The sequence below is a fragment of the Dysgonomonas gadei ATCC BAA-286 genome (assembly GCF_000213555.1).
In the GTDB taxonomy this organism is placed as follows: domain Bacteria; phylum Bacteroidota; class Bacteroidia; order Bacteroidales; family Dysgonomonadaceae; genus Dysgonomonas; species Dysgonomonas gadei.
On sequence record NZ_GL891982.1, the window covers coordinates 297,755 to 318,776 of the forward strand.

Here is a 21,022-nt window from a genome sequence, read left to right on the forward strand (position 1 = left end):
TATACTATCTGAGTTTATTAACATAAGAATAAATCTAGTCTTCGTTATCAGGATTAAACATACAGGATCGTATCCGGGCAGGTAATTGAATTTCCTTAAAAAAGAAGGGATAAAAACAGGTGGGAATCTTACAAGTAAGTCATACAAAGGAACATATTTCTTTAATAAAATCAAAACCGATAAAACAATTTTTAAAAATTACCGGTTTACGCTAAGCTTGCAATGTCCGATAATTAAAAGTTGATATTTCTTTTGTATATTTGCACTCTAATTTGGGGTAGTGTTTCTATCCCGGTTTGAAGAAGATTAAAAGAATCAAATTATATAGATGAATAAAATACGGAATTTTTGCATTATAGCACATATCGACCATGGTAAGAGTACGCTTGCAGACAGGCTTTTGGAATACACACGCACTGTCGAAGGTAAAGATATGCAGGCACAGGTACTCGACAATATGGATTTGGAGCGTGAGCGTGGTATCACGATCAAAAGCCATGCCATCCAGATGGAATACACATATAAAGGCGAAAAATATATCCTCAACCTGATAGATACTCCCGGACACGTCGACTTTTCCTACGAAGTTTCTCGCTCCATCGCGGCTTGCGAAGGTGCTTTGCTTATTGTAGACGCCGCGCAGGGTATACAGGCTCAGACTATTTCTAACCTTTACATGGCTATAGAAAATGATTTGGAGATTATACCGATTCTGAATAAAATAGACCTGCCCAGCGCAATGCCGGATGAGGTGGAAGACCAGATTATAGAATTGCTCGGAGTAAAACGTGAAGAGATAATCCGTGCCAGTGGGAAAACCGGAGAAGGTGTGTATGATATAATCGATGCCATCATCGAGCGTATTCCTGCACCAAAAGGAGATCCGGAAGCGCCGTTACAGGCTCTGATCTTCGACTCGGTATTCAACTCTTTCCGTGGTATCATCGCATATTTTAAAGTGGTAAACGGTACAATCCGTAAAGGAGACCTGGTTAAATTCTTCGCCACCGGCAAGGAATACGACGCTGATGAAGTCGGAGTCCTAAAGCTCGAAATGTCGCCCCGCAATGAAGTGACATGCGGAGACGTTGGCTATATCATATCCGGTATTAAAACATCGAAAGAGGTAAAAGTAGGTGACACCATTACCCATGTAAAGAACCCGTGTAAAGAGGCTATCGACGGATTCGAAGAAGTGAAGCCCATGGTATTTGCCGGAGTATATCCTATCGAAAGTGAAGATTTTGAAGATTTGCGCGCCTCACTCGAAAAACTTCAGTTGAATGATGCCTCCCTTACTTTCCAGCCTGAATCATCGGTTGCCCTTGGCTTTGGCTTCCGTTGCGGATTCCTCGGGCTACTGCATATGGAAATCATACAGGAGCGTCTCGACAGGGAATTCAATATGGATGTGATAACCACCGTGCCGAATGTATCCTACATTGTGCACGATAAAAAAGGAAATACGAAGGAAGTGCATAATCCGGCCGGATTGCCCGACCAGACATTGATCGACTATATAGAAGAGCCGTATATACGCGCGTCCGTGATTACAAACACGACCTATATAGGCCCTATCATGACATTGTGTCTCGGTAAGCGTGGTATCTTACTGAAGCAGGATTACATATCGGGCGACCGTGTGGAAATCACTTACGATATACCTCTGGGCGAAATTGTAATCGACTTCTATGATAAACTGAAAAGCATATCGAAAGGTTATGCCTCGTTCGACTATCATATGCACGACTACCGCGAGGCGAAACTTGCCAAGCTGGATATCCTGCTTAACGGCGAATCGGTGGATGCCTTATCTACGCTTACCCATGTGGATAATGCCGTAACATTCGGACGCCGCATGTGCGAAAAGCTGAAAGAACTGATCCCCCGCCAGCAATTCGACATTGCCATACAGGCGGCTATCGGTGCTAAGATTATAGCCCGTGAAACAATAAAGGCGGTTCGTAAGGATGTTACTGCCAAATGCTATGGTGGTGATATTTCCCGTAAACGTAAATTGCTGGAGAAACAGAAAGAAGGTAAGAAACGCATGAAACAAGTGGGTAATGTGGAAGTACCTCAGAAGGCATTCCTTGCAGTATTAAAACTGGATTAAGAATGAAAAAAATCATCTTTATATCAATTATATTACTGATGTATACTAAAGTATATATCAAAGCACAGGAAACAATTACAATATCGGGACAAGTGACCGATTTTGAAGGTATGCCAAAAGACAGCAGTGTAGTCAGACTTTTATATCCTGACTTTAGCAATGCTTATATAACATATACAGATGAGGATGGATATTATAAGTTAGAGAATGTAGAGAAAGGTAAATACATGGCAATGTATGCTATGCGCAAAAAAGAATATCCAAGGGAGAATGCTGTGCCTAAAGATGATATGCGTTTAGAATTTTGGGCATGGAACGTTATAGCCAATAAGGATTTAGTTATAAACCCACGTTACCACCGTCTGGAAGTATATGGTACAACAGTATTTCAGAACTTCGGCGGCTATCCCGGTTTTTTCATTTATTTTCGCCCAATGAGCATAACTAAATATTTATCTTATTCTCAAGAAATATATTTAGATAAAAAGAAAGCTGAACAAGTGGCTGACATTTCTGTAAAACCGGAAAATTTGGCTATTAAAGTTTTTGCTGACAATGAATTGCTCAAGATAAATTCAATACAGCCTATCGAGGAATTCCTAGGAGGCATGCCGATAACAGGCTATATTGTGCAAGTTGACAAGCCTAAAAACAAGCCTGCTAAACCTTATATAGTATTTAGAATTGAGGCTGAAAATAAAGAATATAAAGAGAAAGGAGAAAGCCTGTATTTTTATGAATTTCCTGAGTTTAAGCAACCAATAAATAAACAATGAGTCTATTCAAAGAAATAAATATAAAAAACTTCTCCCCCAACCCATTTGAAATAAAAGACAAATGGATGCTAATCTCCGCTGCCAAAGCCGATGGTACGGTAAATACAATGACCGCAAGCTGGGGTAGTTTCGGCATCATGTGGAACAAAGAAGTGGTTTTTATTGTTATACGTCCTCAACGTTTTACAAGGGAATTCGTAGAAAGCTCAGAATCATTATCGCTGACATTCTTCGACGACAGCTATAAGAAAGCTCTTGCTTATCTGGGAAAAGCTTCGGGAAGAGATGAGGACAAGATAACAAAAGCAGGATTATCCGTTGCGATGGACAATGATGTACCTTACTTCGAAGAAGCAGAAAGGGTAATCTTTGCAAAGAAGCTTTTCGTACAGCGTATTGAAGAAGCGGCTTTCCTTGATGAAAAGATAATAGACAGATGGTATCCCGAAAAAGATTTCCATTATTTATATATTGCCGAAATAACTAAAGTTTTGGAAAAATGAAACAAGAGGAAGTAGTCTTGGATAAATTCTCTGTTGTTGGCATCTCCGTAAGGACTACCAATCAGGATTATAAGTCACAGGGTGATATAGCCAAGTTGTGGGAAATATTCCTGAGAAACGGCTATTTGGAGTCGATGCCGAAGGTATCGGATGATATTTACTGTATCTACACCGATTACGAGAGTGACTATACAGGTGAATATACCACCGTATTGGGCTATAAGGTTGCGGATGCAGAAAGTATCCCCACCAACCTGAGCCTGACTATCAAAGAGATTCCTTCCAGCAAATATTATAAATATATATCCGAAGGTGAATTGCCATATGCCGTTGGTAAAACTTGGGCGCATATCTGGCAATCGGATATAAACAGACGATACCTGGCTGATTTTGATGTATATGGTAAGGAAGCAAAAGATCCTGCCAATGCGAAAATCACCACATTTTTATCCATTAAATAATTTATCACTTTACAAGAAAGAATGAGAAAATGGCGCATCGAAGACTCATCCGAGCTGTATAACATCCCGGGATGGGGAATTAATTACTTTTCTGTCAACGAGAAAGGTAACGTTGTCGTAACTCCTCGTAAAGACGGAGTGGCTGTTGATTTAAAAGAACTGATGGACGAACTGCAACTTCGCGATGTATCGGCTCCCGTACTGATTCGCTTTCCCGATATTCTGGATAACAGGATTGAAAAGATATCGACGTGTTTCAAACTGGCGGCAGAAGAATACGAATACAAGGCGCAGAACCATATCATATATCCTATCAAGGTAAATCAAATGCGCCCTGTGGTCGAAGAACTTATCAGCCATGGTAAAAAATTCAATATCGGTCTCGAAGCCGGCTCAAAGCCCGAACTCCATGCCGTTATCGCTATTAATACCGACTCTGACTCGCTGATTATATGCAACGGGTATAAAGACGAGAGCTATATCGAATTGGCTCTGTTGGCGCAGAAGATGGGCAAGCGTATCTTTATAGTTGTTGAGAAACTGAACGAACTCCCACTCATTGCCAAGGTTGCCAAACGACTGAAAATAAGACCAAACATCGGTATCCGTATTAAGCTGGCCAGTTCCGGTAGCGGCAAATGGGAAGAATCGGGAGGTGACGGCAGCAAATTCGGACTGAATTCGAGTGAATTGCTTGAAGCCCTTGCCTACCTTGAGAAGAATAATATGCAAGAATCCCTTCGTCTGATCCATTTCCACATTGGTAGCCAGATTACAAAAATCCGCCGTATCAAGACAGCTCTGCGAGAAGCCGCCCAATTCTATGTGCAATTGCATACGATGGGCTTCAAAGTAGAATTTGTGGATATCGGTGGCGGACTAGGTGTAGACTATGACGGCACACGCTCATCATACAACGAAAGCAGCGTTAACTATTCCATACAGGAGTATGTGAATGACTCTATCGCCACAATGGTAGACGCTGCGAATAAGAATGATATCCCCCACCCTAATATCATTACCGAATCGGGGCGTTCACTTACGGCACATCATTCCATATTAGTGTTCGAAGTGCTGGAAACAGCTACTTTACCCGAATGGGACGAAGACGAAGAGTTGTCTGACGATGACCACGAACTGGTTCGCGAACTCTATCAAATATGGGACGACCTCAGCCAGTCGCGTATGTTGGAAGCATGGCACGATGCCCAGCAAATCCGAGAAGAAGCGCTGGACTTGTTCAGTCTGGGATTACTTACGCTAAAAACAAGGGCGCAGGTAGAACGTTTATATTTCTCCATCGCCCGCGAAATATTCCATATCGCAGGCCGGTCGAAGCATGCTCCGGAAGAGTTGAAGCAATTATCGAAACTGTTACCGGATAAGTATTTTTGTAACTTCTCTTTGTTCCAGTCGCTACCCGATTCATGGGCGATAGACCAGGTATTCCCTATTATACCTATCCACCGGCTGGATGAAAAACCCGACCGTACCGCCACATTGCAGGATGTAACCTGTGACTCGGATGGTAAGATCGATAATTTCATCTCTAATGGCAACCAGTCTTCTTATCTGCCTGTACATGCAAAGAAGAAAAATGAACCGTACTATCTGGGAGTGTTCCTTGTAGGTGCATATCAGGAAATACTGGGTGACCTTCATAATCTGTTCGGCGATACCAATGCCGTACATATATCAGTAGATGAAGGAGGATATAAGATAGAACAAATGATAGACGGTGAAACGGTAGCCGAAGTACTCGACTACGCTCAGTACAATGCCAAGAAACTTGTACGCACTGTGGAAACATGGGTTACCAGCTGTGTGAAGCAAGGTTCCATAACAGTAGAAGAAGGGAAGGAATTCCTCTCCAACTATCGCTCTGGCCTCTATGGATACACATATTTAGAATAAGCAATTTTATTATATTCCCTCTCCATCTGTATATGGAGGGGGATTATTTTTTAAACCGAAACTATGAAAAGATATTTATCAACTCTTTTACTACTCATCACGGTATTTTTTAATAGCTGTGCTATATACGAAAATATATATTTTCAGGAAGACGGAAGTGTAAAATATGATATGTCTATCGACGCCAGCGAGATATTGTCCATGACATCGGATATGAACATGAATATGGCTGACAAAATACCGACAGACAGTGTCATTTATCTGTCCGACATCCTCAAAGATACATTGAATATCACAGACGATATGAAAGAAGACATGATAAATATTGCTCCTTTGGCTATCAGAATGCAGAATGATGTGGCAAACAAGAAGCTTGGAATCTCCTTATCGGGAACTTTCAAGGATGCAGAGGCTTTCAATAAGGCTTTTGTTTCTATGAAGAAACTGGAAGACAAAATAAAATCGAAAGATGATGAAGCACAATCCCTGAGTCAGAACCTTTCTATTGATAAACTATACAATCTAACGTCACTTACATGGGACGGGTCGGTTATGACTAGAACCGTAGAACCAAATAAGGATATAGAGCCTGAAAATGGGGTGGATAGTCTGTTGAAAGGTAATAATCCGTTCGGCATGTTTTTAGAAAAAGGAAAAATGGTGGTAAAATATCATTTCCCTAAAAAAATAGAAAAGATAAGCAATCAGGATGCAGTATTCTCCCAGGATGGAAAAACTGCTATAATTGAATATAGCGGCTCTGTTTTCACTAAGCCTACGACTGAGTTTTCGGTAGAAATAACGACAGAGAAATAAGATACGATTACAACCTTTTGTTGCCGACATTCATTTACTTAGTTATTTTTTTGATAGAATATGAGTAAACATAAAATCAGACATAAGAAAACCTGCTTAAACTGCGGAGCGTTTGTAGAAACTCATTATTGCCCTAAATGCGGGCAGGAAAACAGTGAGAGCCGTCAATCTTTCCATCATCTGTTTACTCATTTTGTATTCGACTTTATTCATTACGACAGCTCCTTCTGGAGAACAGTTAAGTATCTGTTCCTCTCCCCGGGAAAACTTTCGATAGAATATATGAACGGCAAGCGAAAATCTTATGTCAATCCGTTTACGCTTTATATATTCATCAGCTTCATCACGTTTTTTATTCCTTCTGTTTTACCGGACGCTTCTAAAAGCAATAAAAACATAGAGGTGGAAGCCGAAGTGGCTGAAGCAATGAATCTAAAGGACAGTCTTATCGCTACCGATCCGCAAGGTAAACTTACAGCAGAGAAAATAGATACTAAATACAAAGCTCTGCCTAAGGAAAAACAGTTTTTGTCTCCTGACGGTATAATGTATAAAACGGGACTTGCCATAGTGGAGAGCTCCAAGGATAAACAAAAAAACAAAGAGGCTGTCGAGTTTTTAATCCACAATATGCCAAAGGTTTTATTTGTCTATATGCCTATATTTGCCTTCTGGCTGTGGTTGTTCCATAATAAAAGAAAACGCATCTATTTCGATAGCGGCATCTTCACCCTCCACTTCTTTTCTGTAGTGTTGTTATCTATTACTATTTGTAACATTTTCTCCTGTCTTTTTGACTGGATAGGGGCAGAATGGGCCACGGGTCTGCTATGGACATTTATGGTCTTCTATATCACCTTTTATTTCTTCAGGGGATGTCGCCGCTTCTATGATGACAACAGGATCATTTCCAATCTGAAATCAGGAATTCTGGTTCTGATAAACAGCTTTATGATTATATTGATAACCACCCTGTATGCTATTCTGGGAATCTATATGGTTTATGTTTATCATCATTAAGAGCCTGTCAAATAAGCATCAAAGTCGCCTGAAGCCTTCTTTATCAGCCTCTCCAGTGCTTTATCCGGCTGAGAAAAGAATTCAGATTCAGATGATATATTCTGCTTATCCAAGATTTTTTTCCAGAGGCCAATAATCTCTCCATTATAGGAAATAGCAGGTTTGAAAATACCATTGCTCGTAATCACTTTTTTGTGGTGAGCAAGAGACAGAATCTCTTTCCGGTCTTTATAGCTCACCAGTAATTCATCGAATGCAGGGAGAAAATGCACGATATCATCTCTTTGCTTATAGCCTGATGAAGATTGATGATATATATATGTTTGTTCTCCTGCCGTTTCGAATATAAAATCCGGTTTTATCAAAGCTGCCGCGCTTCTTGCCTCGGTAGCAGTCAGTCCCGACCACCAGATAAAATCCTGTATTGTAGCCGGACCATGGCTCTGAAAATACTTATATGCCAAACGGTACAATGTTTCGTCCATGTTATAGTTCGATGTCTTTGGCACACGTTGCTCCAACAGGGCATATGTCTGCTTCTTATCTTTTACCGTACCATTGCATACCAAGCCGTCTAATTCGGCATGAAACATAATATGACTTAAACGGCGGCTATCACATTCAATATCTGCCTTCTTCAATATTGCCCCAAGCTCCTGGCGGGTCTGATTACTTTCTTTTTCTAATGCTTTACGGATAATAGCACTTGTCTTCTTCAGCAAATCGTCGGAAAGTTCCAATTCCCTATCACTTGAGCGAACGGCTAATTTTACACGTGGAGAACTCAATTGAAGCATCCAATGTATATCGTCACGGGACACAAAATGCCATGTCGGACGCAAAATATGAGTACGGATCAGCTCACCGGCGTCTATAGCTTTTTCCACCTGCTTATCGGTTATTCCCGGCAGCCGTACTCCAATGCCCCATTTTGCCATATTGAAATCCTGAGCCTGCATGGCGCCCATCCATGATACTATCTCGCGTGGTGTTTTATATCTGGTCTTAACAAGTTGCTGGTTGGCAAGCCGCATAGTTGTGATGTCCGCTATATTCATTGTTTGTCTATTATCTTTTTATTCATTTCACCATCAATGGAATACCTGAAACCATCATATAAACCTTGTCGGCTCTTTCTGCAATATACTGATTGAGCCATCCTTGCAAATCTGCAAATTTGCGTTGCACATCATTTTGCGACATCTCACCCATGCCTATCTCATTAGTAACAATGATGAAGCGGGCATCCTGTCCTATCAGTTTATCGAATTCTGTTTTTAATGCCTGTAAGGAAGATTGAACATCTGCTTGCATATCGAAGAAAAAGTTTGTTGCCCATAAGGTCACACAATCTAACAGCACAACCCGTCCTGAGAGATCATGCAGGCTCAATTCTTTTTCTTCTTCTATATTAGTCCATTCACAACCCCGCTCGGTCTTATGCCGTTCTATACGCTTACGATGTTCATCATCCCATACACGGGAAGTAGCAAGATAGACAGGGTGTGTAGAAAGGGACAATGCCAGTTTCTGGGCATAACTGCTTTTTCCCGAACGTTGCCCTCCTGTAATAAGTATTATCTGCTTAGCCATTTTTCTTTCTTTTGTACAAAAAGTCTTTCCAGCGTTCTTCTATATTTCCGGCCTTATACATATCGTATCTTGCCATAGTAAAGAAAAGGTCGGACAGGCGGTTGATAAATCGCATTACCGATGCCGGAACTTCATCCTGCTTGTTCAATGTCCATAAGCGGCGTTCCGCCCGGCGGGCAACAGCTCTTGCCAGTTGCAAGTGTGCCGAAACAATAGTGCCGCCCGGCAGGATAAAAGTTTCGCTGGGCCCCATCTCATCGGTCATTCTGTCCATCCATTCCTCGCAAAGTTTATCCAAATCTTCATCCAACGTATTTGTGTTGGTATCTCTGATAGTTGAAGGGGTTGCCACTTGCGACATGACGGACATCATTTCGGTTTGAATTTTAAATAAAAGAGACTGCCATTCATGGTCTGCCGGAAGATTGGCTCTTACAACTCCTATTACGGAGTTGAGTTCATCGATTGTGCCGTTGGCTTCGATGCGTACATCGTCTTTATCGACACGCTGTCCTCCAAAAATCCCGGTTTTTCCTTTATCGCCCCCGCGGGTATATATTTTCATAAGTATATTATTTTATTTTTATTTCTTATTATATAACTGTTCTTTGTAATAACTCTAATTCTTTTGTTAATTGCAGCCGCGCCCTCTCGGGCTTGTCCTTACTTTTGGCATTGCCCAAAAGTAAGCAAAAAGCTAGCGCTTCATTCCTCGGCGACCCAAAACCATTTTGCCGGCTGAAAGGGACAAACGGGCTATCGCCCCATCCCTTTCTACGCCGTCTATAACGGATTGGGTGCCCGCCTGCGTCACTAATGCGCGTCCGCTGACGCCTTAGTGAAGCAAAGTCCTAAAAAGATTATACTTTCCATTGTCAATTGTCCACTGTCAATTTGCAGCTTGCAACTAAATTATTTAAAATTTATATAATAAATAGTTTCAATCGCTACAATCAAAGCCACCATCAATATTTCAGTCCAGATATTTACCTGTACAGCTTTTTTCATATCGGCGGTAGTCAATTCTTTTTCTTTATATCCTATATAGGGCTTATCTACCAGTTCACCAAAATAGACGTTTGGCCCACCGAAACGACAACCCAGAATCCCGGCCAGAGCAGCTTCGGGATAACCCGAGTTAGGGCTGGAATGCTGTCCTCCAAACTTTTCGATAAAGGGGACCAACGATAGTCTACCACTAACTATAATCATCAGTAGAGAGGTAAGACGGGCGGGAATATAATTGGCGGCATCATCGATGCGCGCAGCCCAACAACCGAATTGTTTATATCGCTCGTTCTTATAACCGATCATCGAATCCAGCGTATTTATCATCTTATAGGCAAACATACCCGGAACGCCGAGTATCATATACCAGAATAGTGGAGCAATAACACCATCGCTCAGGTTCTCGGCCAATGTTTCCAATGCTGCCGTACGGATCTGCTGCGGCGATAAGCTAGATGTGTCACGTCCAACAATACGTGCAACTTGCATCCGGCCTTCTTCTACTGACGAATCTGCTGCAATAAACACTTTCTGAACTTCATCTATCAGCGTTTTTCCGGCAAGGCAATAAAATACAATAATTGTAGAAAATGCTATGGAAACCCAAGGGTGGATATCATTTAATCCTTCTGTTATGAAATAGATAAGAAAATAACACGCAAGGATAAGGACAATGGAAAACAAACCGCCTTTCAGCATCTTACTCTTCCCTTTATTCAATATTTTTTCGCCCCATGCTATTATCTTACCCTTTGCTACCACTGTATGCGGCAACCAAGCAGGATCACCGATGAGTTTATCGATAATCCATCCCAGAACTAAGGGTAGTAGAATATATAGTAAATTCAAATCCATTTAGCTCCAATTTCAAGGTTTATTTTCAACTCTGAAATTCTGATACCCCCTTCACTAGTATCGTGTTCTCTTCAAATGACTGTGTGGCAATACGAAAGAAAGACTCATCCAGTCCATAAAAATTGGCAGCATCGCGAATTAGGATACCATATCCGTCTATAAGGTACTTTTTCAGTTCAGATGCTTTCCCATCTTCAAATTTACACAAAAAGAAATGTGTATCAGTAGATTGAACGACAATTTTTTCTATTTTTCTCAGAGACTCTTGCAATTGTATAGTATCTCGTAAATATTCTTTGATATTTATTGTTTCCAAGCCGCGATTCAACAAGAATTTCCCGGCTTCAATTGCTAATCCGTTTACAGACCACGGCATACGGTATTTTGCGACCCGAGCCAAAGTTTCAGCATGTGCCGTAATATACCCTAACCGCAACCCGGGTATGGCAAAATGCTTTGTCATGGAATGCAATAATATCACATTCTTATATTGCGCCGCCTCTTCAATACTGAATAAGTCCCTGAGTGTGAAATGCTCATATGACTGGTCGATGACAATATATTGAGACGGATGATTTTCAATATATGCTTTCAGTATATTTTTATCCGTTACCGTACCCGTCGGATTGTTAGGATTGCAAAGCCATACCAAACGGGCATCCTGAGGTACTTTGCCGAAAGATGCAGACCAGTGTATTGTATGATTGTTGATAGTTGCGGCATCGCCATATTCACTGAAAGTAGGGTATATTATTGCCGATTTGACATTATTAAACGCCTGAGCGATCAGATAAATGGCTTCCGTGGCTCCATTGGTCACACATATATTATCCGTATTAACCTTGTACTTCTCAGCCAACAAATGAACCAGAGAAGATGCGTCAGGTTCGGGATAAGAATGTATAGCACTGATATGAGCGCACAGATGCTCCTGCAAGGCGGATAAATCCTGCCCGCTGCGTATATTGGAACTGAAATTGCTTACAATCTTCTTTCCGTGAGTATATATATCATCGCCGTGTCCGAGTATCATGTCGTAATTAGTTAATTCGTAAATTAGCAGATTAGCAGATTAGCAAATAGAGTTAAAAAATAATTTCATCATCAAATTTGCTAATTTTCGAGTTTGCTAATCAACTAATTATCCTATACACCAACTCCATATCCACATGACTGCGCACATGGTCGGCTAGCTTATTGTATTGTTCTTCTTTAAACGCCTTGAAGTCGAATGGTGTATCCGACAGCTTTCCAATATAAGGAGCTAACAGATAATCAATGACAGCCCCGTTATCAAGAATGCCATGTATATATGTGCCAAAACATTTCTCATTCAGGAAATAGCCGTCAGTACGGCTGTCCTCCAATGTATTTAATGGCGAAAGGCTGGTATCTTCCACGGGAATAGTTGCCCCCATATGTATCTCATATCCTTCGCAAACGGTGTCGGAACCGAGAAAAGAAAACTTCACCTGACGGGTCACCTTTTCCCCTTCCATCTGTGTAGTTACAGGTAGCAAGCCCAATCCGGGCAGACGCTCAATATTGCTTTCCACATGATGAGGGTCACAGACCTCCTGCCCCATTATCTGATAACCACCGCAGATACCTACTACTGTAGCTCCGTTCTTATGGGCTTTCACAATACTTTGCGCTACACCATTACGACGCAGTTCGTACAGGTCATGCAGCGTGCTCTTGCTTCCGGGAATAAGTACAATATCCGCCTTTTCTATTTCATCCGTATTATTGGTATAATACAGATGCACGCGGGGATCACGTTCCAGCACATTGAAATCGGTAAAGTTGGATAGATGACGTAGCAGGACAACAGCCACATTCACCTTGCCATGTGTTGCCTGCAAGTTTTTGGTTTGCAGCATCACTGAATCTTCCTCCTCTATATATATATCTTTATAGTAAGGTACTACCCCGATAACAGGGATGCCGCACAGGTCTTCGATCATTTTCACTCCCGATTCGAAAAGCCTGATATCACCCCGGAATTTATTGATAAGAATACCTTTTACATACCTGCGCTCTTCCTCGGTAAGTAACATTATAGAACCATACACCGAAGCGAATACTCCGCCCCTGTCTATGTCCGCTACCAATATTACATTAGCCCCGGCATGTATCGCCATCGGCATATTCACAAGGTCCACAGCCCGCAGATTGATTTCGGAGATACTGCCTGCCCCTTCCATCACAATAGGGTTGTACCGCCGGGCCAGACGGTCGAATGCATCATTTACTTCCTTCCGCAGTTCTTCGCGCCCTTCCACCCTGAAATACTCATAAGCATGCTGATTTCCCACCGGTTTGCCATTTAACACAACCTGACAGACCTTATCTGTCGTAGGCTTCAGTAGCAAAGGGTTCATATCGGTATGGCAGGGAACACCCGCAGCCTCGGCCTGAACGGCTTGTGCACGCCCTATCTCAAGCCCTTCGGGGGTAGCATATGAATTGAGAGCCATATTCTGCGCCTTGAATGGAGCCGGCTGATAACCGTCTTGCAGAAATATGCGACAAAAGGCCGATGTAATAATACTTTTACCTACATCGCTGCCTGTTCCCGCAAACATAATGGGATTGAGCCGTTTCGTCATTATTTTAGATCCTCTGATATTTTAATCCTTATGTATTTTAATATATCCCTGACCCCGGGGATATAAAAACCGAATATTTTGTCCGGCAGGTTTCCTGACTTGCTCTATCTTTGAACGGCCTTCCCATTTTCAGTAAACAGTTATCAGTTAACAGTTAACAGTTTTTTTTGACTGTTTACTGATTACTGTATCACTGATTACTGTGAAACAGTGGTATTTGGTATTGCTCAAAGACTTTTCAGCAACATTGCTAACTGATGACCGTTAACTGTTAACTGAATAGAGACCACAGTAGCGGGTACTGTTCCGGATTCTGACCGGATTCCCTTTTCATGTAAAAGACGAGTGTCTGTTTACATCACCAAAACAGTTACAAAGATAGTTTTTTATTGAGGTTATACAATACGAAAATTGTAACTTTGAAATTCTGTTAATCGAGATATATTATTAGAATGATAGAAATAAAGGTATCGGAGGAAATAAGGAAATCCTGCCCCGCTTTTGCCGGAGCAGCCATTTGTGCCAAAGTAAAGAATACCCCTCATAATGAAGATTTATGGAAACAGATAGACAAGTGTGTCGCTGAATACAAGGCAAATCACCAGATAGAAGATATAAAGAAGAATCCGGCTATCGCCGCTACCCGTGCGACATATAAAAAGCTCGGAAAAGACCCGAACCGTTATCGCCCCTCATCTGAAGCCCTTTGCCGCCGCATCGTCAGGGAATTACCCTTGTACCAGATAGATACATTGGTAGACCTTATTAATCTGGTCTCTATCCGTACAGGTTATTCTATCGGAGGATTCGATGCCGATAAGATAAAAGGCAACACGCTGACATTAGGTGTCGGGATGGCAGATGAGCCCTATGAAGGAATCGGGCGGGGTATGCTGAATATTGAAGGAATCCCCGTATATCGCGATGCTACCGGTGGTGTGGGAACGCCGACAAGTGACAATGAGCGGACAAAGATAGAACTAAGTACAACTAATTTTCTGGCTATCATAAACGGATATAGGGGAAAAGAGGGATTGGACGAAACCGTGAAATATATGCAATCTTTGCTGAAAGATTTTGCAGATTCGGATGGCGGGGAAATTATTTTCTTTTAGTCTTTTTTTTGAAGGGATCGCATAGAACTTTATCTATACATTAATGTTACAATTGAATGTGCCCCATGGGCATTTACAAGAGGAATTAATAATAAAGGATATAACTTACAGATGAAAACGTATAAAAAAGTGTCAAGTTTGTCAACTTTTGTGTTCAGGTAAGGGTTAAAAATTTTTCGCCCCTACAAGGAAAAGATAGGAATAAGGAATTTTTGTAAAAAGTGTAAAGTTTGTCAAGTTTTAACAAGTCGTAATTTTTAAATAATAAATCATCAGCTGCTGATTGTTAATCGATAATATAAACCTTTGATATATGAAAATACTAACAGGCGCACAAATAAAGGAAGCTGATCGGTATACTATCGAAAATGAAGCTATCAGTTCGATAGAATTAATGGAAAGAGCTTCTAATTCCATCGCACAATGGATATGCAACAATGTAGAGAAAGATTATCCCCTGCTCTTCCTTATTGGAAAAGGTAACAACGGAGGTGACGGACTGGCCGTTGCGCGTATCCTGTACCATGCAGGATATAACTGTTCTGTGTCTATGACATTTGATAAAGAACAACTCACCGAGGAGTGCAGATACAATCTGGATCGTCTGCCCTCCGGCGTCGCTAACAGTGGGTTAGAGAATATAAGCGGGGATACTGTCATTATCGACTCCCTGCTAGGTACGGGAGTAAAAGGAGCAATAAAAGAACCTTTATTATCCATCATCGACAAAGTAAATTCTTTGCCAAACAGAGTTATATCCATTGACTTGCCCTCCGGCATGATAAGTGAATACGGGAACAAGAATCAAAAGATCGTAAAGGCTGACATAACCCTGACTCTTGAATTTCCCAAACTGGCGATGTTATTACCCGAAGCCGGAGAATACTGCGGAGAAATCAAGATATTACCGATTGGACTCAGTTCACAATACATATTTAACGAGAAAACTTCCTATCATTATATAACACCCGGTTTCATCGGGGAAATAAAGTTGACAAGAGATAAATTCGCACACAAAGGAACATACGGACATGCTTTGCTCATATGCGGGTCGAAAGGGATGGCCGGAGCTGCAATACTGGCGACAGGCGGGGCTTTGCGTTCAGGATGCGGATTGGTAACCACACACATACCTGCCGAAGAACGGTATGCAGTAAATATGGTATATCCATCCGCCATACTAAGTATGGATGATGAATCTTATTTTTCCGATTTGCCAACGAATGCTTCCAAATATTCATCCATAGGGGTTGGTTGCGGATTGGGACAAGCCCCACAAACAGCCGATGCACTCAAGCAACTATTGGTTGCAGTTTATAAACCAGTTGTAATAGATGCCGACGCACTGAATATTATATCGGATCACTACAAGATGAGGCATAATATTCCAGCCGGCTCCATCCTTACGCCGCATATCGGAGAACTGAAAAGGCTGATCGGGGAATGGAACAGTGAAGAAGAAAAAATGGAACAGGTGAAAAGGCTTGCTGCCAATCTTAAATCCGTCATCATTGTAAAAGGGGCTCATAGCATGGTCTGTTTGCCGGACGGTAACTGTTATTTCAACTCTACAGGTAACAGCGGCATGGCAAAAGGCGGTAGCGGCGATGTCCTTACCGGTTATATTACAGGCCTGCTGGCACGGGGCTATAATAGTATGCATGCAGCTATTCTGGGGGTATATATGCATGGCCTGGCCGGAGATAAGGCGGCTAAGAAATATGGAATAGAGGGAATGAATAGCAGTGATTTGATAAAGTATTTATGAATTGAAAATCGGCGGAGCCAAATCTTGAAATTAACCCTTAATATTTAAATTCGTATTCATAACTACCTTCATTCCCGCAGGCATCGGTAGCGGTGAATACCAATTTATGAGTTTGCCCCCGTGTCAAACGTTTCGGATCGAATTTGTAGGTATATACAGGAGATTTCACATCATTCTCAAACAGTGCGAACGCTCCGTCGATAGTTCCACGATAAGAAACTATACCGCTTTTATTATCGGAAAGCCTTATCTTTATTTCTCCTTTAGCCACCCATTTGGCAGGGAGTACAGGAGTGATGGTGGGAGCTTCGGTATCGATAGTGACAGCATAGGTATTACCCAATTCCCTGATACGGGCGGTAACAGCACCATTGTTGTACTTACCACCTATCCAGTATTCACGGCTGCCGGTGATGCGTACGATACCATATTGGGATTTGTTGGTCATACTGTCTTTGGTCATCTTGATGGTTATATCGCAGGATTTATCAAGTGGGACATAGCTATCGCTGACCTCATAGATGGCAGACATATAATTCTTCGACAAGGTTCTCTTCAGATTGAAGCACAGATCTTTATACAGTGACCCGCCGGCAATGGAAATAGAGAACATATTACCTTCATAATGGTTATCCTTGTCCCATGCCATTAGTTGTGTACAGTCTTTCCGCCGGGGAATATCCTGCTTTTTGCCGTACACATCAAAAGAATAAGTCGTCTTGTTGCCATAGAGGTCTTCGAGTTCGTATTTCAGTTTATACATCTTTTCCTCGTTTATGTCGATATAACCGTCATTGACAGTCTTATATATAGGCAGTTTATTACCCGGTTCAATAAATGACTTCTGATAGAAACTCTTTTTACGGTACCAATAGTCGAAATCAATCATACTGTTTATCATTCGGGTATTACCGAAGTCTACAGATGATATATCCGAGGAGAATATCTCCTTACCGTCGCAGAACAGGCGTACTATCTTTACCCCGTATATATTGTTAGTTCCTGTCATACGGTCGTTTGCATAAACGCCTATACCAATCTTGCCCCATACCTTTATTGAATCGGGAATTACTTTCGCGCCTTTCTTCCCTGGTGTTGCTCCAACAATACGACGGAAGGGTTCATAACTATTATTAACCACACCTTTATTCTCTATGGGATACACAGCATAGCCTTTTACCACAGGCGGAACGTTATCCTCTATCTGACCCTTATAATACTCAAGTGCATCGAGAGCCAACTGGCTTTCTGTATCTCTTATTTCGAAATGTACATGAGGTCCGCCGGAAGAACCTGTGTTACCGCTATAAGCAATCAGATCTCCTTTTTTAACGGGAAATACCGATTGATCCAATGAGAGATCTACCCTGTAAGACTCCTGCTCATATTGTTTCTCTTTTACGTACCCGGCAATCTTCGGCGCAAATTTCTCTATATGACCATAGACGCTTGTCTGTCCGTTGGTATGAGCCACATAAATTGCTAATCCGTAGCCCGAAGGAGATACAGATACACGCGATACATATCCGTCTGCAATAGAATATACAGGCTTATTAATCACACCCTGAGTTTTCAAGTCAATACCTGAATGAAAGTGATTAGGACGCAACTCTCCGAAATTTGCGCTAAGGACAAGCGGAATATCGAGGGGTGAACGGTATGTATTCTGAGCATTTAAGTTAAAAGTATATATAATGAGTAAAACCGAAAGAATCTTTTTCATTTGTAAATTGTATTAATAAATAGAGCCGGATTTTAAACGGCTACTAAGAATGAGATACAAAAATAGCCTTTTTTTGCATAAAGCCAATTATCATTTATCTATATATGGAAAGGTAAAATCTCTAAACTTATTCTCGTTTTTTTACTCTTTTATACCCTTTCATCGATCTTTGACAATTTTATTTTAAATAAATTTCGTTTTTGTGCAAATGAATTTGTATTTTCGTGATAAATAAACAGCATTGAAAATCAATATCATAATAAAATAACTAAAATTAATTTCAAAAAAATAGTATCAAACATTTGCAAGTAATCAAAAATGAATTACCTTTGCATCCGCAATCGAAGGAGAAAGCAGCTGTAAAAACAGAACAATAACTCCGCAAGATGGCCCATTCGTCTATCGGTTAGGACGCAAGATTTTCATTCTTGAAAGAGGGGTTCGACTCCCCTATGGGCTACAAAATAAAATAAAAAATTAAAAAATAAGGATTAGTCAACATGGCAAATCATAAATCAGCAGAAAAGAGAATCAGACAAGCCGAAGTAAGACGCTTGAGAAACAGATATTCAGCAAGAACAACCCGTAATGCAGTTAGAAAGTTCCGTACGCTGACTGATAAGGCTGAAGCACAAAAATTGTACCCTTCGGTATGTTCTATGCTTGACAGACTGGCTAAAAAGAACGTTATCCACAAAAACAAAGCGGGTAACCTGAAATCTAAATTAGCTGCTCACGTCAAATCATTAGCATAAGATACTAATATAAGAACTGTCAATATAAAACAGAGGCTAAGCTCTACGGAGTTTGGCCTTTTTTAAATTTATATCCGGCAGAATAAACAGGGAATATTTCATTGTATTCCAAAAACTTATTCTTATCTTTGCACCCGCTAATAACAATTATGTATTAATTAAAAATTAACAAAAGAAAGAAAAATGGCTACAAAGATCCGTTTACAAAGACGAGGACGTAAAGGTTATCCTTTTTATCACATCGTCATTGCAGATAGCAGAGCTCCACGTGATGGAAAATTTATTGAAAAGGTTGGTTCATATAACCCGAACACAAATCCTGCTACAATATCTATAAATTTCGACAGGGCTTTGTACTGGTTACAAGTTGGTGCTCAACCTACCGACACTACTCGTAACATCCTTTCTGAAGAAGGAGTATTGTTAAAGAAACACCTTCTTGGTGGTGTTGCTAAAGGTGCATTTACTGAAGCTGATGCAGAGAAAAAATTCGAAGCATGGAAAGCAGATAAAGAAAAAGGCACCCAGGCTATCATCAACAAAAACGAAACAAAAGCTAAAGCCGATGCAAAAGCCCGTTTAGATGCTGAAAAAGCTGCAAACAAAGCTAAAGCAGACGCTGTAGCACAAAAGAAAGCTGAAGAAAATGCTGCTCAGGCACAAGCTGAAGCAGAAGTTGCCCCGGCTGAAGAAGTTGCAGAAACTGAAACTCCGGTTGCAGAAACAGAAGCTCCGGCTGAAGAAAAAAGTGCTGAATAATATATTGAAAGATAATATCACAGCATACAAAAAAAGCTCCGGAAGTCCGGAGCTTTTTTATTCGGTGTAATAACAGTAGATCATTCTACCCACATCAGGTCGCTCATAATACCATCCGAGATGAAGATGCCTTCACGCGTTAGTTTCAATACATTATCGTTATTGGTTACAAATCCCTGATTGATATACTTCTGTACATTCTTCATGCAATAATCTTTCATTGATGTACCAAAGCGGCTTTCCATTACAACTAGATCTACTCCCCACATGGTGCGCATACCCGTCAGTATAAAATCATTATAACTTGTATTCTTATCCAGACATTCCGTTTCAATAGCCGGATTCGCCTGCCCTATGGCTTCCACATACTTAGAGATAGAGGGAATGTTCCATGCGCGGTTGTGCCCGTCAAAAGAATGTGCAGCAGGCCCTAATCCGAGATACTTTTCGCCAAGCCAGTACGAACTATTATGCTTCGAATACAAACCATTCCGGGCAAAGTTCGATATCTCATAATGTTGGAATCCGGCAGCGCTCAGGCTGTCAATCATCGCAGAGAACATCTGCACGCTCAAATCTTCATCTACAGGCTTTACATCGCCCAATTTGAACAAACGGTACAGCCGTGTTCCCTGTTCATAGATAAGGTGATAAGATGAGATATGCTGCACATTGAGATTTATAGCCTGTTCCAGATTTCGTTGCCAGATATCCATTGTCTGATTTGGCAGGCCATACATCAGATCGATGCTGATATTGTTATAGCCTGACGACTTACATAAGCTGACCGCGTCTATTGCCCTTTCGGCAGAATGCCTGCGCTTGAGGAATTTCAGTTCATTGTCATCGAAACTCTGGATACCAATACTCAGGCGGTTGAAAGGTAATCTCCGGAGCGTTTCCAAATATTTTGTATCCAGGTCGTCCGGATTGGCCTCCATTGTTATTTCAGCATCAGAGGCAACCGTAAAATTAGCCCGGATGGTATCAAATATTCTTTGGAAGTCCCCGTATGATAATTGGGAAGGCGTTCCTCCTCCGAAATAGATTGTCTTCACTATCTCATTTGAGATATAATGTTTGCGCAATTCCATTTCCCTGCATACAGCCGATACATAGTTATGCTTGGGAGACATATCGGTGCGGGTGTAAAAATCGCAATAAATGCACCTTGTCTTGCAGAAAGGAACGTGTATATAAATGCCTGCCATAATCAGTAAACAGTTAA

At 41.2% G+C, this 21,022-nt stretch carries 19 protein-coding genes, 1 tRNA gene and 1 riboswitch; of the genes, 12 read left to right on the top strand and 8 right to left on the bottom strand.

Going from position 1 to position 21,022, the window contains the following annotated elements; translation table 11 throughout:
- The first annotated feature begins 328 nt into the window (after positions 1-328).
- From lepA to HMPREF9455_RS09635, 7 genes are all read left to right on the top strand, one after another.
- Positions 329-2,116 (top strand): translation elongation factor 4, encoded by a 1,788-nt coding sequence (gene lepA / locus HMPREF9455_RS09605; RefSeq protein ID WP_006799483.1) that lies wholly within the window; start codon positions 329-331, stop codon positions 2,114-2,116.
- A gap of 2 nt (positions 2,117-2,118) precedes the next feature.
- The gene (locus tag HMPREF9455_RS09610; RefSeq protein WP_006799484.1) at positions 2,119-2,892 is read left to right on the top strand and encodes a carboxypeptidase-like regulatory domain-containing protein; all 774 of its coding nucleotides are present in this window, start codon (positions 2,119-2,121) and stop codon (positions 2,890-2,892) included.
- The gene (locus tag HMPREF9455_RS09615; protein ID WP_006799485.1) at positions 2,889-3,395 is read left to right on the top strand and encodes a flavin reductase; all 507 of its coding nucleotides are present in this window, start codon (positions 2,889-2,891) and stop codon (positions 3,393-3,395) included. Before HMPREF9455_RS09610 ends, HMPREF9455_RS09615 begins: the two co-directional genes overlap by 4 nt.
- Complete coding sequence (locus HMPREF9455_RS09620; RefSeq protein WP_006799486.1) at positions 3,392-3,856, top strand: GyrI-like domain-containing protein; 465 nt, start codon at positions 3,392-3,394, stop codon at positions 3,854-3,856. The genes HMPREF9455_RS09615 and HMPREF9455_RS09620 overlap by 4 nt, the downstream gene beginning before the upstream one ends.
- Before the next feature lie 21 nt (positions 3,857-3,877).
- The gene (gene speA, locus HMPREF9455_RS09625) at positions 3,878-5,770 is read left to right on the top strand and encodes a biosynthetic arginine decarboxylase (RefSeq protein ID WP_006799487.1); all 1,893 of its coding nucleotides are present in this window, start codon (positions 3,878-3,880) and stop codon (positions 5,768-5,770) included.
- Between the two features lie 63 nt (positions 5,771-5,833).
- The gene (locus tag HMPREF9455_RS09630; RefSeq protein ID WP_006799488.1) at positions 5,834-6,586 is read left to right on the top strand and encodes a hypothetical protein; all 753 of its coding nucleotides are present in this window, start codon (positions 5,834-5,836) and stop codon (positions 6,584-6,586) included.
- 60 nt (positions 6,587-6,646) lie between these two features.
- The gene (locus HMPREF9455_RS09635) at positions 6,647-7,606 is read left to right on the top strand and encodes a DUF3667 domain-containing protein (RefSeq protein ID WP_006799489.1); all 960 of its coding nucleotides are present in this window, start codon (positions 6,647-6,649) and stop codon (positions 7,604-7,606) included.
- On the opposite strand, the gene HMPREF9455_RS09640 is transcribed toward HMPREF9455_RS09635, so the two are convergent.
- The 6 genes from HMPREF9455_RS09640 to HMPREF9455_RS09665 all read right to left on the bottom strand — a co-directional run bounded on the left by HMPREF9455_RS09640 (position 7,603) and on the right by HMPREF9455_RS09665 (position 13,674).
- Positions 7,603-8,664: a winged helix DNA-binding domain-containing protein gene (locus tag HMPREF9455_RS09640; protein WP_006799490.1), complete on the bottom strand. Its 1,062-nt coding sequence runs from the start codon at positions 8,662-8,664 to the stop codon at positions 7,603-7,605. The two genes, HMPREF9455_RS09635 and HMPREF9455_RS09640, sit on opposite strands and share 4 nt — an antisense overlap.
- 22 nt (positions 8,665-8,686) lie before the next feature.
- Complete coding sequence (locus tag HMPREF9455_RS09645) at positions 8,687-9,199, bottom strand: bifunctional adenosylcobinamide kinase/adenosylcobinamide-phosphate guanylyltransferase (protein ID WP_006799491.1); 513 nt, start codon at positions 9,197-9,199, stop codon at positions 8,687-8,689.
- A complete protein-coding gene (locus tag HMPREF9455_RS09650; protein WP_006799492.1) occupies positions 9,192-9,764 on the bottom strand; it encodes a cob(I)yrinic acid a,c-diamide adenosyltransferase in 573 nt (190 codons plus the stop codon). Before HMPREF9455_RS09650 ends, HMPREF9455_RS09645 begins: the two co-directional genes overlap by 8 nt.
- Before the next feature lie 347 nt (positions 9,765-10,111).
- The gene (gene cbiB / locus HMPREF9455_RS09655) at positions 10,112-11,062 is read right to left on the bottom strand and encodes an adenosylcobinamide-phosphate synthase CbiB (RefSeq protein WP_006799493.1); all 951 of its coding nucleotides are present in this window, start codon (positions 11,060-11,062) and stop codon (positions 10,112-10,114) included.
- 25 nt (positions 11,063-11,087) lie between these two features.
- Positions 11,088-12,095 carry an aminotransferase class I/II-fold pyridoxal phosphate-dependent enzyme gene (locus tag HMPREF9455_RS09660; RefSeq protein WP_006799494.1) on the bottom strand — a complete coding sequence of 336 codons (1,008 nt, stop codon included), beginning with the start codon at positions 12,093-12,095 and terminating at the stop codon, positions 11,088-11,090.
- 100 nt (positions 12,096-12,195) lie between these two features.
- Positions 12,196-13,674 (bottom strand): cobyric acid synthase, encoded by a 1,479-nt coding sequence (locus tag HMPREF9455_RS09665; protein ID WP_006799495.1) that lies wholly within the window; start codon positions 13,672-13,674, stop codon positions 12,196-12,198.
- 67 nt (positions 13,675-13,741) lie between these two features.
- Positions 13,742-14,055: riboswitch (cobalamin riboswitch) on the bottom strand.
- Between the two features lie 71 nt (positions 14,056-14,126).
- Between HMPREF9455_RS09665 and HMPREF9455_RS09670 the strand changes: the two genes are divergently transcribed.
- Both HMPREF9455_RS09670 and HMPREF9455_RS09675 read left to right on the top strand, forming a co-directional pair.
- A complete protein-coding gene (locus HMPREF9455_RS09670; RefSeq protein WP_006799496.1) occupies positions 14,127-14,789 on the top strand; it encodes a B3/B4 domain-containing protein in 663 nt (220 codons plus the stop codon).
- 313 nt (positions 14,790-15,102) lie between these two features.
- Positions 15,103-16,557: a bifunctional ADP-dependent NAD(P)H-hydrate dehydratase/NAD(P)H-hydrate epimerase gene (locus HMPREF9455_RS09675; protein WP_006799497.1), complete on the top strand. Its 1,455-nt coding sequence runs from the start codon at positions 15,103-15,105 to the stop codon at positions 16,555-16,557.
- Positions 16,558-16,594: 37 nt separating this feature from the next.
- Here HMPREF9455_RS09675 and HMPREF9455_RS09680 read toward each other — a convergent pair whose 3' ends face one another.
- Positions 16,595-18,280 (bottom strand): M23 family metallopeptidase, encoded by a 1,686-nt coding sequence (locus HMPREF9455_RS09680; protein WP_006799498.1) that lies wholly within the window; start codon positions 18,278-18,280, stop codon positions 16,595-16,597.
- Between the two features lie 388 nt (positions 18,281-18,668).
- Here HMPREF9455_RS09680 and HMPREF9455_RS09685 point away from each other — a divergent pair.
- The 3 genes from HMPREF9455_RS09685 (at position 18,669) to HMPREF9455_RS09695 (ending at position 19,794) form a co-directional block, all read left to right on the top strand.
- Positions 18,669-18,740 (top strand) — tRNA-Glu (locus HMPREF9455_RS09685).
- 40 nt (positions 18,741-18,780) lie between these two features.
- On the top strand, positions 18,781-19,035 hold the full coding sequence (rpsT, locus tag HMPREF9455_RS09690; RefSeq protein ID WP_006799499.1) for a 30S ribosomal protein S20: 255 nt from the start codon (positions 18,781-18,783) through the stop codon (positions 19,033-19,035).
- Between the two features lie 183 nt (positions 19,036-19,218).
- Positions 19,219-19,794, top strand: a complete 576-nt coding sequence (locus HMPREF9455_RS09695; protein WP_006799500.1) for a 30S ribosomal protein S16 — start codon at positions 19,219-19,221, stop codon at positions 19,792-19,794.
- An 80-nt stretch (positions 19,795-19,874) separates the two neighbouring features.
- On the opposite strand, the gene hemW is transcribed toward HMPREF9455_RS09695, so the two are convergent.
- On the bottom strand, positions 19,875-21,005 hold the full coding sequence (gene hemW, locus HMPREF9455_RS09700) for a radical SAM family heme chaperone HemW (RefSeq protein WP_006799501.1): 1,131 nt from the start codon (positions 21,003-21,005) through the stop codon (positions 19,875-19,877).
- Between the last annotated feature and the right edge of the window lie 17 nt (positions 21,006-21,022).